This is a genomic window from Vallitalea longa (assembly GCF_027923465.1).
Lineage (GTDB): Bacteria > Bacillota > Clostridia > Lachnospirales > Vallitaleaceae > Vallitalea > Vallitalea longa.
Map to the genome: position 1 here is coordinate 1,338,863 of NZ_BRLB01000001.1, position 17,319 is coordinate 1,356,181.

The following is a 17,319-nucleotide window of genomic DNA, read 5'->3' on the forward strand; positions in this document are numbered from 1 at the left end:
CTTACACTCTCCCCTTTCTTTTTACGTCATCAATCATCTATAGGAGTGAACATGTATGAAAAAATTTATTAATACAGCGATCATATTAATATTATGCTGTCCAATAACAATTTACGCTGATAATGCTTCTTCTTTACTTAACTTGTATGGAATAGAAAAATCCGTTTCTGTAGAAATAGAAGAAAAACTTCTACAAGACATAACAAAAGAATATTATGACATCCATTCAGAAATAAATAAGGACAAGATGGTAGAAGAAGCAATTAATATATACTCTTCCAATTATGATTATATACTAGATACTTATGACAGAGAGATTGACGAATTAAACAAACAATTAGTTGATTTAACAAAAACTATCTATGAAAGTAGAGAAAAATCTGTTGAAACTCTATTGGAGCTAGATTCTAAATATCAATCTCTTGAACACAATCTACATAATCTGATTGAGGAAAAAGATATACAAGAAGCTCAGATTAAATTATTATCCTATGAAAATAATGATCTTATTCAGATGGAGAAAAAACAAAATCATTTGAAAAACAAGCTTAATTATCAGAAAAAAGCTTATGAAGCTGCTATTACCTATCCTGAACTAGGTGATATAACCAATCTTGACTATCCATTAGGAAAACCCAGTCATGTCACCTCTAATTTTGGTAAACGAATAGACCCTATAGGCAAAGTTAATGAACAGTTCCATAATGGAATTGATTTATCTGCTAGTCTAAAAACAGATGTAACAGCTCTATTTAACGGTACTGTTGAAACGACTGCTTTTAGTAATCAATTAGGTTATTACGTTATTATTGACCATGGTAAAGGAATAAGAACCTTATACGGTCATCTAACTAATTACACAGTCTATGAAGGGCAGCAAGTAAACCAATATGAAGTTATAGCCAAATCTGGTAACACAGGTAGTAGAAGCACAGGTCCACATCTACACCTTGGTGTATACATAAATGGAATACCTGTCAATCCAAGCAAAGTATTCAAAAACTAAATAACAATATAATAAGGAGGCTAACATTATGCTAGTTACATCAAAAAAACGTTACTTACCAACCACTATCAACACATTAGTATTAATTAAAAATGATTACTTTTTCTATATACACAGAGATGTATATGATAAAGCCATAATGCTAACTGATAGATATACACTAGATGAACTTGTAGAAAATATACAACCCCAAAATAATCTATCAGCCATAAATTACTATTATGAAAACTCACCTTCCCCTATTAACATATTGGCACCTTTCCTTGGTCTTGTAGATAAAGGATTACCCAATGATATAGAAACACTAACCGGTGCCATACATGTTATAACCGCTGCCATAGATGTTAAAGCTTATACTCTAATAGAATCAGACCTTCGCAAGACTCTAGAATTCTCACTATATATAAAGGAAGAATATGAAATGGCTTGGGAAAGATTTTTCATGACTAGTATTCCATACGATGAAAGAAACACAATAGCCAATACACAACAGCAAATGATTGATACACAAACCCTGGCAGCAGCTACTATTGAAAATGAGGATATGAATCCTCTACCTGACTCTACTATAGAAGAAGAATTCGTACCAATAGAGCTGGATGACTATGGTAAAGCAGCTGAAAAAGATAAATTAAGAAGTATATTACAAATAGATGAAAATATGTAAGGAGAGATTATATGCCTACCAAAAATGTTTCAACCAACAAAGAAGCCTATGATATTTTAGATGAGATAATTAGTCATATCCAAGATATAACTGATTATTCACAGGAATTCAGACAGAAAACAGAAAAAACCTATGACAAGATAGAACTTGCGTTTCTAAAGCGTCTTCTAGATACAATAACTGTTTTGGAAAATGATTCTATACTCTTAAAAGAAGAATTCCACGAAATCCAAAGTAAAGTATTAGTCGATCATACTGGTACTAATGAAAAGACTATAGAAAGAGAGGAAGAATAGATATGGGAGGAAAAGCTAAACTACTAGACCCTATAACTTTAGAAGCTCTATACATTGAAAGCATTAAATTCAGGTCTAATTCAGAAGAAACATCCAACAAACTAAGAGTACTTGTAAACAAATTAACTGATCCATTGTTCTTGCACAATATAAAGAATGAAGAATCTAATAGATTAATAGAAACTATTATGGCAAGCAAACAATCACTAGAGGATTTACTAGAATCTCTTAACGCTACTGGCAACTATGTTGACAGTACACTAGAAGGTACAATTCGTCACACAGAAGAATTTCATAACGAATCAGATAAAGTAGATAATCCTTCTTCGGATGAAAAGTTCAACTTAAAGAGATAATCAACTTACATTCTTCAATAAAAAACACATAAAATCTAGGAGGAAAATAAAATGATATATGTTTCATCACTTTCAGCTTTTGGCAAAAAAACTTTTGGAGATAAATCACTTCAAACAAACATGGACAAAATTATAGAACAACTACATCTAAGCCCTAAAATAACTGGTATGGATTCTGTTGTATTAGGTCCAAAAGACCTTTCAATCTCTCATACAAGAACTTCTCTATCAAATGCATTACTGCAAAAGCATGAAGATATTCTTATAATCTATCTATACACCAATGAAAAACAAGCAAAATTACTTGAAAGTAATAAAATACTTGCAAAAAAAATGGATAATAGAATCAATCTAGCAAATTTCCAAGCAGTTGTGCCTGAATTACTAGAAGATAAAGATACCATAAAAAAAGAAGATATAGTCCCAAGACAAAAAAAGAAGAAAATAGATAAACCTGTAAAAAAATCTGAATCAATGATTCAAAAAAAGAAAAAGAAAACAAAATCAGCTAATACCAAAAAAGAAAATAATATCATAGAAGAAGAATCTAATCCAACAGAAGAGCCTACAAAAGAAGAACTTCAATCACAAATACTAAAAAACCAATCAAATGAAGAAAAAGTACAAGTACCAATTGAGACTGTAACTGAAAACCCCATAGAAGATATAAAATTCACTAAAGTAAAAACTTGTGAAGAACGTATAAAAGAATGTCTTAGTTTTTCTGATTGGAATTTACTCAACAAACAACTTGATAAAGATTATATTGTGAAAGACCTGATGACAGAAAGCAATCAATTCGCTGAAGCAATGAGTATGTTAAAAAGTCTTGACAACGACATTGTTGACATTTTTAAAGATGAATTTAAATCTTCAGAACAAAAATTTGAAGAAATCAGAGAATTAGGAATGAAACGTTCAGGTGTAAAATCCAATTGGAATAACATGATTACTGAAAAAGTTATGTCCATACTTACAGCCATGAGTGTATCTGCTGAATCAATAATCAATTCTAGATTAAGAGAAATTACATCAGCTCTTGATAAATTCTCAACTGTTACTACAGTACATTATAAACAAGATAAAGAGCAATTAGATAAATTACTAAAAGAACGACTAGACCTACAATTTCAACTACATGAACTCTCAAAAAGTCTAATCACTGTTTATCAATCTATGGATACAACAATTAATGAAGTCATTGGAACTTTTGATGAAGGATTACCTTCAGAAAACGCATATATAAATGATGTGTATAAAACATCAAAAAACATCTTCACTCCAGTTAATGCGTCTGCCCTTGCGACTAAATTGATGAGCGATCTTCAGAAAAACAGAATATCCCTATCTGCTCTTGACAAAAATGTTCAAGAGATAATAGCAAAAGTCTTCAGGTTATGTGAACTGGATGAATCCATTATACTTCATCAAAACAAACTCATAAAACTTCTTGAAGCAAATAATGTGGAAGATGTAGTTATAGTTGATACGATATTAAAGAACTCTCTTAGACTTTTTGTCGGACCATATGACGTTGGTAAAAGAGCTACTACTATAACATGGGCAGGAATTCTATCTAGAAGACATAACACATTACTTATTGACCTTACTGGTAACAGTAAGTTCAGAGCATATGGAATCGAACCTGTCACTCTAGAGAATTTCCTCAACAACAGAATACAAGAACAGTTTTTATGTGTTGAAGGAGACATACTATCAATTGATTCCAAAACAGAAGATGTTATTGCTGAACTGAAAAAAAGACTTAATTATTATCCATTTATCAATATAATCTTGGATTCATCTCAAACCACACTAATAAAAACATTATCGGAACATGCTTTATCAATAACTTATATAACAGATTGTACCGCTCGTGGTAATTCACAGCTTGAGAATGCTATTGAAAATGTAACTATAGAAAATATAGCTAGAAAGATAGTACTTATTGATCCACCTACAGAAGAGATGTCCTTATTACATGATCTACACATTGATCCACTAACTACTAAATTAATAACTCTTCCCCATTTATCCAAGATGAAAGCATGTAGCCTAAAATGTATTGCTCCATTTACTGATAAAGATATAGTTACAATATTTGAAGAAGCTTTTAGATAGATTAAGAAAACAAACTATTACTGACATATAAGAATAATTAGTACTACTATTGAATAAGATTTAGAGAATACAATTAATAGTAGGTGATTATATGAGTTATACGACAGAAGGTCAACCTCAAGGAATTGCTAATATACTAACTAATCGTATAAGAGAGTCTCTTATATCAGAGATAGTAGCGATTAATCAATATAATTATCATATACATAATAGTGAATGTGCTTCCCTCGTTAATCTGTGGATTCATATTAGAGATGATGAGATACGTCATTTTTCAATGTTTTCTGAATTACTTAGAAAATACGATCCCATGCAACAGAAAATGTTTGAAGAAATTAAGGGACATGTAAATATTGATTTCACTAATTGTTTCTCATTAAAATCAGATAATAGAATCAATATTCCTAACTCCATTAGAAGTGATATAAAAGGTGAATTAGAAGCTGTTATCTTATATGAATATGTATTAAGTTCTAATAAATATAGAGATGTGTATGAAGTCTATAATGAAATAATAAATGATGAAAAGGAACATTTCGAGGAACTATCATATGCTATAAATAAATACGATTCAACTTTTGGTATAAAAACCCACCTGTAATAGTAAAAGGAGCTGTTAATATTCAGCTCCTTTTGCTTTTTTTATTATTATTCTTCCGGAATAACAAAAACACATATAATGTAAGCCCATAATCCTGCTCCACCAAATAATATTCCAATGGTAAATATTAATCTGATAATTGTTGGGTCTACATCCAAATACTCAGCGATACCTCCACAGACACCGTTAATCTTTTTATTTTTTCTAGATTTTACAAGTCGTTTCATTGATATTCACCTACCCATTTTTTAATTTATGACTTCAAATATTTTACGTATATCTCCATCTAGTATTTTATATTTAGATGTTACTTCTTCAGGTTGTTCATTAGATAAATTGGAGTGTATATATAATGAATCAATACCCATATCATTAGCACCTTTTAAATCAATTAAATCATTGCCAATAAATATTGTATCTTTTTTATCTAATTGTTCTTTTTCAAGAAAATATTCATAGAACTTAGTATCTGGTTTACGTATACCAACATCAGAAGATATACATATACCATCAAAATACTGTTTGATTCCTAAATACTTCATTTCAGAATTAGCAAATGCTTTTTGTGCATTCGATAATAAAAAGATTTTTTTGCCTTCTGCTGCAAGTCTTTCTAGCGTTTCGACAACGCCATCATATACTTTAATATAATCTGTAGATAGAAGTCTAAAAGTCTTAGCTGCTTGTTTCGCTTTTTTCTTAGGTTTTATTCCTTTATCCTTGTACAATTTGAAAAATACATCTTCAATTTCATAATCTGGACATTCGTATTTATTATTCATCTTCATAAGTTTCTTAACTATGGTATTGTACTTTTCCTTTAATTCCTCTTTTTCATAATGCGCACCATTATAACCATAATAAATAGCAAATTTTTCCCAAATCTCGTCTTTCTCTTCATTCGTCTTAATATCTATCAGAGTACCATATAAATTAAAAACATAATTGTTATACATCTTAAGACCTCCGTCTAATAATGAAAGCGATCTAATATCGCATTTAATAAGAAACACCTCTTACCAGAATTTTAATTTAACAAGTATATTTTACATTGATTTTTCATTAATTGCAAATATCATTTTTTCAAGTCAATTAGCGCAATACTTTTCTTATCTTGACGTCTTTTCACCCATCTATTGATAAATATCTTAACAATTCCACCCATAGGTATGGATAAGATAACACCTAATAAGCCGAAGAATTTACCAAAGACAAACATTGCCAGTAAAATAAACACTGGATGCATACCAATACTTTTACCTTGAATTTTGGGACTAACAAAAACATAATAAACCTGTTGTATAATAACAATATATGCACCGACAAAGAGAGCTGCTTGCCATCCGTCTTTTACTAACGCAATAATTACAGCAGGTATAATTCCAATCCAAGTACCTAGATACGGTATGATATTAGTATATCCAGCAAATGTACCTACGATAAATGCATAATCAGACTGTATAATTATAAGAGAAATTACTGTAACAAAACTTAGTAAAGTAAGGTCAATGATTTTACCTCTTATGAAACTTAAAAAAACAATGTTAATTTCATGTAGAATCTCTTTTAATCCATTCTTTTTCTTTTCACTCAAAACAAGCCTCATAGCATTTTCTAATAAATTCTGAAAATACTCTTTGTTCATAATGAAATTAAATGCGAAAACGAATCCAAAAGAGATATCAATGACATATCTTCCTATCGTTGTAACTCTAGTTGTAATCGATGTTGCAATATTTGTTATCTGAGCAACCAAACCTTCAGCTATTTGTCTTACAAATTGTGTAATATTAGCTGCTATTCCCATATTATTAAGAGTTTCATCTAATCCACTTAGTTCTTTTGAATAATTTTTAAACCTATCAGTTATCTCTTTCAATAAATCTGATATGTTAAATTCTCTAAAACTACCATTTATCATAACGAAAACACTATTAACAAGTAACGTTATTATAACGATTATTGATATAATAGTTAAGAAAAGGCTAATTCCCCTAATAATAGTTCTTCTTTGTTTTCTATGATTTCTATCCCATTTTTTATTTATCCTTATTTTACTTAAAATCTTTTCAAAATACCTCACTAAAGGATTCAAGAGGTAAGCAATAGCAAGTCCCCATAAAAATGGTGATAGTATCTTAACAATAAAAGAAAAAGCATCAGATACACCATTGATTACATCACCAATATTAGTCATAACTAGATAAATAATATAAATGATTACAAAACCTAAAGTTATGTATTTTATTTTCTTCATGTATCCATGGTCCAGTTTAATCTTCATTCAGTCAAATACAATCCTTTCATTTTATAATACTCAATAATAAGTTCTATTATTATTTTTTACAAATAAAACCTATTTAATCATACAATTAAAGTATCTCACATATTTGATTGTTATACAAGAATTTTTATATATTAGTATCAAATTTGTATCCGGCTCTTACAACAGTATGTATGAATTTTGCTTTAGTCTTTAATTTCTTTCTGATTTTTTTTATATGAGTATCTACAACTCTATAATCTCCAAAATAATCATAACCCCAAATAGTATCAAGTATCTTTTCTCTAGTAAGTACTCTACCTTCATTTTCAATTAGAAATAATAGAAGTTCATATTCTTTTGGTGCAAACTCTATTTTTTCATTATCCAACATTACAGAATATGCTGCCTTATCAATAGTAATACCTGATTTATTAATAATATTTTTCAACTTATTATCATTATTGGAAACTCTTTCAAGCAATCGTTGGCTTCTAGCCAACAGAACTTGAATATTAATAGGCTTGATAACATATTCGTCAACACCTAATTCAAAACCCAGAAGCTGGTCTTCATCATCATCTCTAGACGTAAGCATAATAATTACTACATCTGATTTCGACCTTATCCTTCTACATACTGACCACCCATCTAGTTTTGGCATAACAATATCCAAAAGCACTAAATCTATTGGATTTTCTTCAAAGATCTCTAGTGCTTCTTCTCCATCCGCAGCTTCTAGTACTTGAAACCCGTTATCTCTAAAAGCCACAGATATCAAATCTCTCATGATAACTTCATCTTCTATAATCAATACTGTTCTTTCCATAATTGCTCCTTCTCCAAATGAATAATATATTAGTCATTCATTAGGACTTTATCCCTATTTTTTGCTAATTATCAAATAAATTATGTCGTTTTCTACGTATATTAAATATATATTATACTATAAATAATTTCAACTTATAATAATTTGGTAATGTAATTATATTTTTCTCCATAAATAAGTAGCTATAATACAAACTTGTAATAAATTTATACTCAGCCACTTAATATATACTTTTAATACTACTAGAATATGAATTAAATTACATTATGAAATAGTATAATATCCAATTCTAAAGAATGTTATGTTGTTTTTAATAATTATTTCACAAAAATTGTACATTATATATAGTAAAAAATCAAGTGATATTTTTTATAGATTTTAATATTACAATAAAATAATCTATTAATTTCAATTATAATATCCTAATACGTAAAACTCTCTTTTTTTACTTAGAATCTGTAGAGATAATTTTAGAAAGTATTGCTACAATTAAAGAGTATTGAAGATTGGTCTTGAATTTATTATCCCCAATATAGTATAGAGTATGATTATCTTGGTCTTTTAAGTTAATTACTATCAAAATTGCTACTACTAAATTAAAGCTTTTATTTTTCTTGAAATACTTAGTATTATTTAATACATGTAATACTTCATTAATTTCTATTATAGCTAACTCGATATCTTCTGAAATAACCGCGCTCATAAGTCCGATAAGTGCATATATGATGCCTTTTATTTTAAATCCTTTCTGTTTCATGGATTTATATATCGCTATACAATTTTCTATAACAACATCTTTCTTGTCTTCTGTCACAACCAATGCCAAGACATGGGATAATAATTGAAGATTATTGCCTCGTCTATAGCAATCTTTAGCCAAATTCTTATAATAATAATCTATCTCTTCCATCAAAGTAGAATTATTCTTACCTGCTTCTGATAATAATACAGAGAAAGTATAATCTTCTTCACCAGTTATGAAAGAATGGTTATCCTGCATATCATAAAAAATGTTTCTAGAATCTTCTAATCTTTTTTTTACATCCTTTTCATCTAATAGAATAAAAGCAATGAATAGACTATACTTAGAGTATAAATCGAATTCGCCAACTAATTTAATATTATCCAATAGATAATTTATCTTAGTAAAAGGATACTCATACTTAATAATTAGAATTGTAGATATTATAAACCTTAGTTCACCACTTAAAGTAGAAAATCCTACTTTGCTTTTTATTCTTTCACTCATTTCATCAAATAATTCAAGTTGAAAAGGTTTGTTAGATATAGAATACAGTAAAGCTACTGTTTTAATAGTATCATTTGAAGTATCTTTATCTATTTCTGATTTTATTTCATTATAGATGCTAAGATAATTTTTGAGAATTTCTTCATTTTTTACATTCATAGCTATATCCTCCCTTTTAATTAATTTGACTATAATTTTTTTATAAATACGACTTTAAGATAATTACTCTCTTTATATTCAGGTTTAATCCTAAAATCACATGGTAAAGAAAATTCTTCGATTATATCATATTTATTGTAAGTTTCGCTAAATGCTTTATCTATGAATTGTTTAAATCTTTTCATATTAAAAGAACTACAATTAGTAGATGCTATTATTATACCACTTTTATTAGTTATTGAGATAGCTTCTTTCAATAAATTGGAATAATCTTTTGATGCACTAAAAGTGAATTTTTTTGATTTTGCGAAGCTCGGAGGATCTAGGATAACTAGATCGAATAATAAATGCTTCTTAACTGCATATTTAAAATATTTAAAAACATCTTCTACTATTATGTCCTGCTCATCAGTATTTATGTTATTAATCTGAAATTGCTCCATTGTCTTTTTTCGACTTCTATTAGCCAAGTCTACACTGGTAGTTTTCATAGCTCCACCTAATGCAGCAAAAACAGAAAATGCACCTGTATATGAAAAAGTATTAAGTACATTTTTATCTTTTGCATATTTTTCTTTTATTATGTTTCTTACGTCTCTTTGGTCCATGAAAAAACCTACCATGGCTCCTTCATTAAGGTATACCGCAAAATTAACTCCATTCTCTTTAACAACAATAGGGAAATTACCTCTTACTCCTATTACGAAGTCATCTTCTTCAACATATTTTCCACCGGCACTAAACCTCTTCTTCTGATATATAGCCTTATAATCAGTAAGGTCCTCAAGAGCTTTATAGATATGATTTCTGAACATATATATTCCTTCGCTATACCAATTAATGAGATAATAACCATCATAATAATCTATAGTCAGTCCACCTATGTTATCTCCTTCACCATTAAAAACACGAAAGGCTGTAGTTTCTTCATTCCTGAACATATGTTTACGTGAATTAATTGCTTCTTCTATCTTGTTCCTAAAGAATTCATAATCTATTATTTCATTTTTATCATATGATAATATCCAACCATTACCCTTATTCTGTCTTCCAAAATATCCTTTGGCAATAAATTTGTTGTTACTATCTATAAGGTTGATTATCATACCTTCCCTACGGAGTTTGCCAATATCTACTATTGAATCTTTTTCAATTAACGGATATCCTTTTTTGATTTTATCTATATATTTTTGTTTTATCCTTATGTTAGTTTCTTTCATATTTTCATCCCAACTTAGTATTTTGTATATATTGTTATATTAATATTTTCCTTACAATTGAACCATTCTATTATTATCCTATATATTTATATATTATATTCTTAACTTACCATACTCTATTTATGAGTGTAAGCTAATATATGCTTTGCAGAATAAAAATATAGTGTTTCTTCTATCTTTTTACTCTGCAAACCAGTTCTATAACCTTCATTTACAGCATTAATTTACTTTTACAGCTACTATCAGATTTCTATTTATTGATTGATTGACTCTATGGAGATAGTTGTTGTATGGTGATTCGTTGAGTACCTTAAACCCGTTTTCCAATAACACCGCTTCCACATCTCTATACTTCATCGTGAATTCATTATATGACAAGACCATACTTCCTTTTATCTTTAATGAATGATTCCAAGCTGGAATGGCACTCTTTAATAGCTCTAGTGGACTTCTAGAGATTTTGGATCCTTTGTGGTTTTTACTTCCGTGTTGAACTCCATAAGGCAGGTCAGATACTATAATATCACATGATTTTTTCTTTATAAGAAGATTAGCACATGTTGTATCAGAATTGTATATTTGAAAAGCCTGTACATTCTTATCATTATAATCTGCTTTTGTTGCTGCTGATGTTAAAGCGAACGTATCCGCTATTTTTTTCCCTTTGGAATCAGTTTGTTTGGATTTTACTACTTTGTGTTTGTATCTTCCCTCTTTTAGATATCTAACAATATATGTCTGAATCTCTTTAGTCCATTGTCCATCGATTTCTATACCTTTAACATCAAACCCTCTGATAAAACCTTCATATAATGTAGTTCCTTTACCACACATAGGGTCAAGCAATGTAATTTTCTTGCTGTTGGTACCACATACAGTAATTGCAAGATTCACCATAAGCCTTGTGAACTGTTCGTTTGTTTTACCATTGTATTTCAGAATCTGTACCATGCTCTCAGGGAATGTGTGAAAATCAGGAATATCTATAGGTCTAAGAAGAGAATCTTCTACTATTTCAAATAAAGCGTAATATATAGATGAAAATCCTAACACTCTAAAATCTTCATCTGTTAATTTTCTATTAGTGCTAAAAATTATTGAAGCGGGAAGTCCAATATCTCCTTCTTCAATATCATTAATTTCCATATCATAAGCTTTGGCTATTGCTTCTATCTCCGATATAGCTATTTTCAGGGCAGTATCAAAATAGATACGATTGTGTCCTGGATTGGCTAGTATTGCATATTTGTTCATCTACTTATATCCTTTCCATCGTTTATTACTAAACCAATAGTGATTTCATATTAATCATATTATTAGTAGTCTCAAAATATCTTAATATGTAAAATATGGCTATATCATTAATTTATAGCTATTATTGATATAACCATACTTATCGGTTCTATTTAATAATTTTTATTCTTTAATTAGCCTTGGATTGTATTCAATAATAAAAAATACACATGTACATAAAACATAAACTTCATTATCTTTTACCATTTTTTTTAGCTGTGCAACTAATATATCAGCATGATTCAAGACGTTATCTTCGTACTTTTTATTGAGAATTAAAAAAGCTTTAGTAATATTTTGTTTTATTACAATATTACATTCTTTACGTGTACATGCAAATTTCCTATAATCTCTATTGCGATTTTCTTCATTAACTCTTTTTTTATATGTACGTTCTTGTAACTCTGCCATCGTTGCACAATAATTATTAAATGCCTTATCAGGTATTTCTTTCATATGGTAAAAAGCTTCTACCATAGGATAATTAATATATAACTTCCCCATATCTGATGACTCTACAAAATAATTCATCATTCTGGTAATTTTCATATCTGAAAACTGACTATCATGTGGGTCAAGATCAAATATCAACAATATGTCAGTATACTTTTCATCAAATATTTTTTTCTTTTCTTGATTATTCTCTCGCTCTTTTAATATCTGAAGAATATCTATATCCTCAGGATTATTTTTTTCAAACATTTCTTTATACAATGTATATATATTAGTATTATAAGAGACTATTTCATGTTTTACATCAATCTTATAGATTTCCAATAGATGTTCCATCAATCGTACATCTGTCTTAGCACCTTCAACTAAAAGAAGTATTTTCTTTTTATTATTCATCGAATTCACCATTAATAAATAATTTTTCTAAATTATGTCCTTCTCTCAATTCTCTATCCGTTGCATTAGATAATGAAGTGATATTATTTTTAGTTAATATAAAATAACAATCAGGACGCATAATCCTATTAGAAAGTAAATTAGTATTATGTGATGTTAGAATAGTCTGGAATCTTCCACTTTCTTCTAAGAGCTGTACTATACTTTCTGATAGTTCATAGTGATAAAACGAATCAAATTCATCAATATATAACAAAGAAATATTCTGAGCTGTCTTGTACCAATAAAAGAAAGTATATAATGCTTTTGTACCACTCGATGCTACTTTGAAAAATGGTAATGGAGTCTTCGTATCAAAATATAATCTCTTCTTCCCATCATTATCTTCCTTAACAATTAGATTTTCTTTTATACCAGCACTATTAAGAAATTGTTTTAATTCATTAAGCGTCTCTGTATCATCAATAAAATTATAGTAATCATTACTTTTTGTTTTATAACCGATATACCTATTTTCATCTAAACTTCTAAACCATAGCATATCTGAAACAAATCTCATCATTTGATCAAGAGGATTCTTATTATCAATTGCAGAATTATTAATAAAATATTTTATAATTGATTCTCCATCCAAAAACCTCCAGTTTAATGTAGGTGCAATTCTTTGTAGCTCATTTATATTACCAGAATTATTCTTATAATCATATTCCATTAATTGTTTAGAGTTTACAGCCATCCATTCATATATAAGACTTTGGTCTCCATCTTTTATATATCTGTAATCAATTTCATCAGTTCCAAATTGAAATATATAATGAAACTCTACCTTATTATCTGTTTTATTTGAATTAATATAGTAATCGTACAACCCAGGTGATATATTTTTATTAGTTAGATGTGTAACTATATCAAATAATGCAAGTCCAAAATTAGATTTACCTATACCATTTTTCCCATAAATAATTATAGTATTCAATAAGTCATTTTTAATGCATTCTCTATTAAACTTATAATCCCGTACATTAGAGAAATCTAATGTAATTTTCTCTTCAAAATTCTTAAATCCTTTTACTTCAAATAATTTTAACACAGTTATCACCTCATTAATATTATAACCTATTTAACATGGTTTTACAATATTAACCGTAATTTTATTACGGATGCTTATTAATCTATTTATATTCATTATGGTTAGTAAACTTTTTCTTCAATAAATTAATTTCATTACTAATAATTTAACTCTAAGTTGAACTATCTACATTCATATCTCTTGTTCTTCCAAAAACAATCTGTGATATTCCTACTACAACTCTCATCAATAGAGCAATAAATATTACATTCTCAATATTAGGATCTGCAAAGCTAAGTATTGACGATATGTTGCTTTTAAATATATAAGTGAAGCACATTAAAAAGATACATATACAACATTTCAAGAAAAGAGTATACTTGTTTTTTAACAGAGTCATCTTTCGACTACCATTTCTGATTCCTTTCATCAATAAGTATAGAGATATAGCTGACCATAGTATGAGAAAAAATGAAATGGAGTAGGTACTAGCTAAAATTAAGTATCGTATTCTACTGATGTTGCTCTTTGCATTAAGTGAAACATCATACCATGTATCCAATACTTCATTAATCAAATAATTGCCATTATCCCCATTAGTCAATATTGCTATTCCTGTTTTTCCATTGGGATTAATAGTAAAATTAGCTCTCCATCCTCTATTGGAACCATTATTAGTAATTAACTCTATACCTGCTTTTGGCTCATCAATAAAATGTCCCAAAGCGACCTTTCCATTACCTAGTATACTAGGGATTTCCATTACTGGCGTATATACCTGCTTCATTATTTCCATATCCAACACATTCCCGACACCATTATCATTGAAACTATTTATTTCAGATATCAGGAATTGACTTATATCATCTATGGTTGTATATAATCCTGCTGCTGCTTCTTCAACATACAAATAGTTGGGTATCTGATTCAAATCTTTATCATATGCTTTCGCCGTTCTGGAATGCAGAGACTCTTCCCATTGAAAACTACTATCTGTCATATGTGCAGGTTTTAATACGTGTATTTTCATATATTCATTAAAATCAATACCTGTTACTTCTTCAATCAATAATTGTAATAATAGATATCCCCCACCTGAGTAGATATATTTCGTGCATGGTTCACAGATAAGTTCTACTGGTTTAGCTTTTCCTTCTATGCCATTAAGAGACTCTTCTATACTAGGAAGAGACTTATATGGAGAGTACCCCTGATATCCTCCTCCATTAGATAAACCGCTAGTATGGCTTAATAGCCTTCTAACAGTGACTTGCTTAATATCATATATTGATTCAGGTATCTTCCATCTTGTTACGTACTTGTCAATGGGTGCATCAAGTTCAATCTTCCCCTGCTCAACCAGTTTCATTATTCCAAGTGCTGTAACGGATTTGGAAATTGAAGCAACCTGAAACACAGTATCTCTATCTATTTTACTTTGGTCGACTATACGTTCATTTTCAAATGTTCCTATCCATTCTACTTGTGCATTCTCAATTATAGAAATGGATGCACCTGGAATTTTATACTTAGTTAGCAATTGTGGTACTTCCCTTTCTAAACATACAGCCAATTCTTTCATATCACTACATTTATTCAAATAACTGTAATTATAGAAGAAAGGTGTGATTAATACTATAAGTGATAACAATAAAATATAAATTTTTCTTTTCACTTCTACCTCCCTGTGATTTTCTTATTAATAATTTTATTCCCAGTGTGTAGAACTTATTGGTTCTCCTTAATCCTTATGTGTAAGAAAATTATATACTTTATGTTTTCTATTCACAATTCAATTACCTTACATATTGCCTTCATAACTAACATTTATGTAACATTTAAGATACTATATTGGTAAATTAACACAGAAACTCAATCACTTGTATCTAACTTTCCTTCCAATATCCAGTAATTAGGATATGAGAAATGTATTTGTTCAATCTTTGGTTTATCCAATTTATATGTTTACTTTGTCACGGCAATTACGTTTCAACCTATGTAGAGTGTTACTAAAGATAAGTTGTTCCTATCTCATTTAATTAAATCTTAAATATCTCTTATTAGCGACTTAATATCTTCAAATATTCTTCTTTAATCCATTTTGCATTTTCCCAAATATCTTTTGTCCCATCCACTTGAATTACAGGACAATTCAAAGTTTCTGACCAATGTTTAACACTTTCAATATCACGTGATTTAACAAATTCAAAGAATCTCTTCTCTGATTCATACATATCACCATTCTTTTTTATTCTATCTCCAAATTTATCTATTGATCTTTGCTCTACTCGCTTAACTCGTATATCATATGGCACTTCTATAAAAACTCCAAGCTTATATAGTGAAGATATTTCTTCACCAAAATTTCCTTTAACAGCAGATAAAACAAAATTATCATGTTTTCTTATATCTTTTAGCATTAAACTCAAGTATTCTTCTCTTGTGAGTTGCTTCATATATGGAATATCTGATTTTAAAAAAACATAGTCTTCAATATCCATATGTTTATAGCCCAATGCACTTGCTAACTCTTTTCCTAATGTAGATTTTCCACTACCATTTAAACCAAATACAATTATTCCCTTTGACATATTTACCCCATTCATAATTCTATTTTATAAAATTATATTATTAACCTATATTTCGTCTAACCATCATCACTTATGGTACGGTTCACCTACTGTATGCGACGGCAGTTTTGAAATTATTGGTATTAAACTGCTATCTATTCTTTGACAACCTTCCCATTACAACTGTATTATAATAATTACCATCTTTATGAATACGGTCATTCAATAATATTCCCTCTTCTACAAACCCAAATCTCTTATATAATTGGATTGCTTTCGTATTAGTCTGTACAACATTGAGTGAGATCTTTTCAATTCCAACAGTATCTGTCCACATTATAATATTTTCTAAGAGTACTTTACCAATACCATAACCCCAATACTTCTTCATTATACATATCCCAAATTCTGCTTTGTGTCGAAATCTACTTAGCTCATTTCCTACGCAACGAGAAAATCCAACAATTCTACCTTCTACTTCTGCAACTAAGAAAATATTTCGTTCTCTCATTAAATCATCATAAATAATTTTTTCAAATCCTTCTGGTGTCAATAAAGCTTCTCCAAGTTCCCTATCAAGATTCTCTGTTTCTCCATCAATTTGAACTCTTAGTTTAGACAATTCATAGGCGTCTTCTTTTGTTGGACAACGAAGTATCCATTTTATTTCTTTGCCTTCTATTTCTTTATTTTCAATAATCATATATTATTACCCCCTCATATAATTTATAAATAATCATTACTTATGATATATTCACTATACATCATCCA

Annotated in this window: 18 protein-coding genes; 6 read left to right on the top strand and 12 right to left on the bottom strand. The window is 28.9% G+C overall.

The window, feature by feature from the left end; translation table 11 throughout:
• The first annotated feature begins 55 nt into the window (after window positions 1-55).
• The 6 genes from QMG30_RS05730 to QMG30_RS05755 all read left to right on the top strand — a co-directional run bounded on the left by QMG30_RS05730 (window position 56) and on the right by QMG30_RS05755 (window position 5,047).
• Window positions 56-1,006: a M23 family metallopeptidase gene (locus tag QMG30_RS05730; protein WP_281813170.1), complete on the top strand. Its 951-nt coding sequence runs from the start codon at window positions 56-58 to the stop codon at window positions 1,004-1,006.
• A 28-nt stretch (window positions 1,007-1,034) separates the two neighbouring features.
• Entirely contained in the window at window positions 1,035-1,673 is a 639-nt protein-coding gene (locus tag QMG30_RS05735) for a hypothetical protein (protein ID WP_281813172.1), read from the top strand.
• A gap of 11 nt (window positions 1,674-1,684) precedes the next feature.
• A complete protein-coding gene (locus tag QMG30_RS05740; RefSeq protein WP_281813174.1) occupies window positions 1,685-1,969 on the top strand; it encodes a hypothetical protein in 285 nt (94 codons plus the stop codon).
• 2 nt (window positions 1,970-1,971) lie between these two features.
• The gene (locus QMG30_RS05745) at window positions 1,972-2,325 is read left to right on the top strand and encodes a hypothetical protein (protein WP_281813177.1); all 354 of its coding nucleotides are present in this window, start codon (window positions 1,972-1,974) and stop codon (window positions 2,323-2,325) included.
• A 51-nt stretch (window positions 2,326-2,376) separates the two neighbouring features.
• Window positions 2,377-4,446 (top strand): hypothetical protein, encoded by a 2,070-nt coding sequence (locus tag QMG30_RS05750; RefSeq protein ID WP_281813179.1) that lies wholly within the window; start codon window positions 2,377-2,379, stop codon window positions 4,444-4,446.
• A 91-nt stretch (window positions 4,447-4,537) separates the two neighbouring features.
• The gene (locus QMG30_RS05755; RefSeq protein ID WP_281813182.1) at window positions 4,538-5,047 is read left to right on the top strand and encodes a ferritin family protein; all 510 of its coding nucleotides are present in this window, start codon (window positions 4,538-4,540) and stop codon (window positions 5,045-5,047) included.
• Between the two features lie 47 nt (window positions 5,048-5,094).
• Here the strand turns inward: QMG30_RS05755 and QMG30_RS05760 are convergent, their stop codons facing one another.
• The 12 genes from QMG30_RS05760 to QMG30_RS05815 all read right to left on the bottom strand — a co-directional run bounded on the left by QMG30_RS05760 (window position 5,095) and on the right by QMG30_RS05815 (window position 17,251).
• On the bottom strand, window positions 5,095-5,274 hold the full coding sequence (locus tag QMG30_RS05760) for a PspC domain-containing protein (RefSeq protein WP_309298634.1): 180 nt from the start codon (window positions 5,272-5,274) through the stop codon (window positions 5,095-5,097).
• A 21-nt stretch (window positions 5,275-5,295) separates the two neighbouring features.
• The gene (locus tag QMG30_RS05765) at window positions 5,296-6,003 is read right to left on the bottom strand and encodes an HAD family hydrolase (protein ID WP_281813184.1); all 708 of its coding nucleotides are present in this window, start codon (window positions 6,001-6,003) and stop codon (window positions 5,296-5,298) included.
• Window positions 6,004-6,122: 119 nt separating this feature from the next.
• A complete protein-coding gene (locus tag QMG30_RS05770) occupies window positions 6,123-7,331 on the bottom strand; it encodes an AI-2E family transporter (RefSeq protein WP_281813186.1) in 1,209 nt (402 codons plus the stop codon).
• A 127-nt stretch (window positions 7,332-7,458) separates the two neighbouring features.
• Complete coding sequence (locus QMG30_RS05775) at window positions 7,459-8,139, bottom strand: response regulator transcription factor (RefSeq protein WP_281813188.1); 681 nt, start codon at window positions 8,137-8,139, stop codon at window positions 7,459-7,461.
• A gap of 445 nt (window positions 8,140-8,584) precedes the next feature.
• Complete coding sequence (locus QMG30_RS05780) at window positions 8,585-9,547, bottom strand: DUF4003 family protein (protein ID WP_281813191.1); 963 nt, start codon at window positions 9,545-9,547, stop codon at window positions 8,585-8,587.
• Between the two features lie 29 nt (window positions 9,548-9,576).
• Window positions 9,577-10,767 (bottom strand): class I SAM-dependent rRNA methyltransferase, encoded by a 1,191-nt coding sequence (locus QMG30_RS05785; RefSeq protein WP_281813194.1) that lies wholly within the window; start codon window positions 10,765-10,767, stop codon window positions 9,577-9,579.
• Between the two features lie 219 nt (window positions 10,768-10,986).
• Window positions 10,987-12,021 carry a TRM11 family SAM-dependent methyltransferase gene (locus tag QMG30_RS05790; RefSeq protein ID WP_281813197.1) on the bottom strand — a complete coding sequence of 345 codons (1,035 nt, stop codon included), beginning with the start codon at window positions 12,019-12,021 and terminating at the stop codon, window positions 10,987-10,989.
• 162 nt (window positions 12,022-12,183) lie between these two features.
• Window positions 12,184-12,909: a hypothetical protein gene (locus QMG30_RS05795; protein WP_281813200.1), complete on the bottom strand. Its 726-nt coding sequence runs from the start codon at window positions 12,907-12,909 to the stop codon at window positions 12,184-12,186.
• Window positions 12,902-13,999 carry an AAA family ATPase gene (locus tag QMG30_RS05800; protein WP_281813203.1) on the bottom strand — a complete coding sequence of 366 codons (1,098 nt, stop codon included), beginning with the start codon at window positions 13,997-13,999 and terminating at the stop codon, window positions 12,902-12,904. The genes QMG30_RS05795 and QMG30_RS05800 overlap by 8 nt, the downstream gene beginning before the upstream one ends.
• Window positions 14,000-14,150: 151 nt before the next feature.
• Window positions 14,151-15,653, bottom strand: a complete 1,503-nt coding sequence (locus QMG30_RS05805) for a serine hydrolase domain-containing protein (RefSeq protein ID WP_281813206.1) — start codon at window positions 15,651-15,653, stop codon at window positions 14,151-14,153.
• Between the two features lie 385 nt (window positions 15,654-16,038).
• On the bottom strand, window positions 16,039-16,569 hold the full coding sequence (locus tag QMG30_RS05810) for an AAA family ATPase (RefSeq protein ID WP_281813208.1): 531 nt from the start codon (window positions 16,567-16,569) through the stop codon (window positions 16,039-16,041).
• 130 nt (window positions 16,570-16,699) lie between these two features.
• Complete coding sequence (locus QMG30_RS05815; RefSeq protein ID WP_281813210.1) at window positions 16,700-17,251, bottom strand: GNAT family N-acetyltransferase; 552 nt, start codon at window positions 17,249-17,251, stop codon at window positions 16,700-16,702.
• Between the last annotated feature and the right edge of the window lie 68 nt (window positions 17,252-17,319).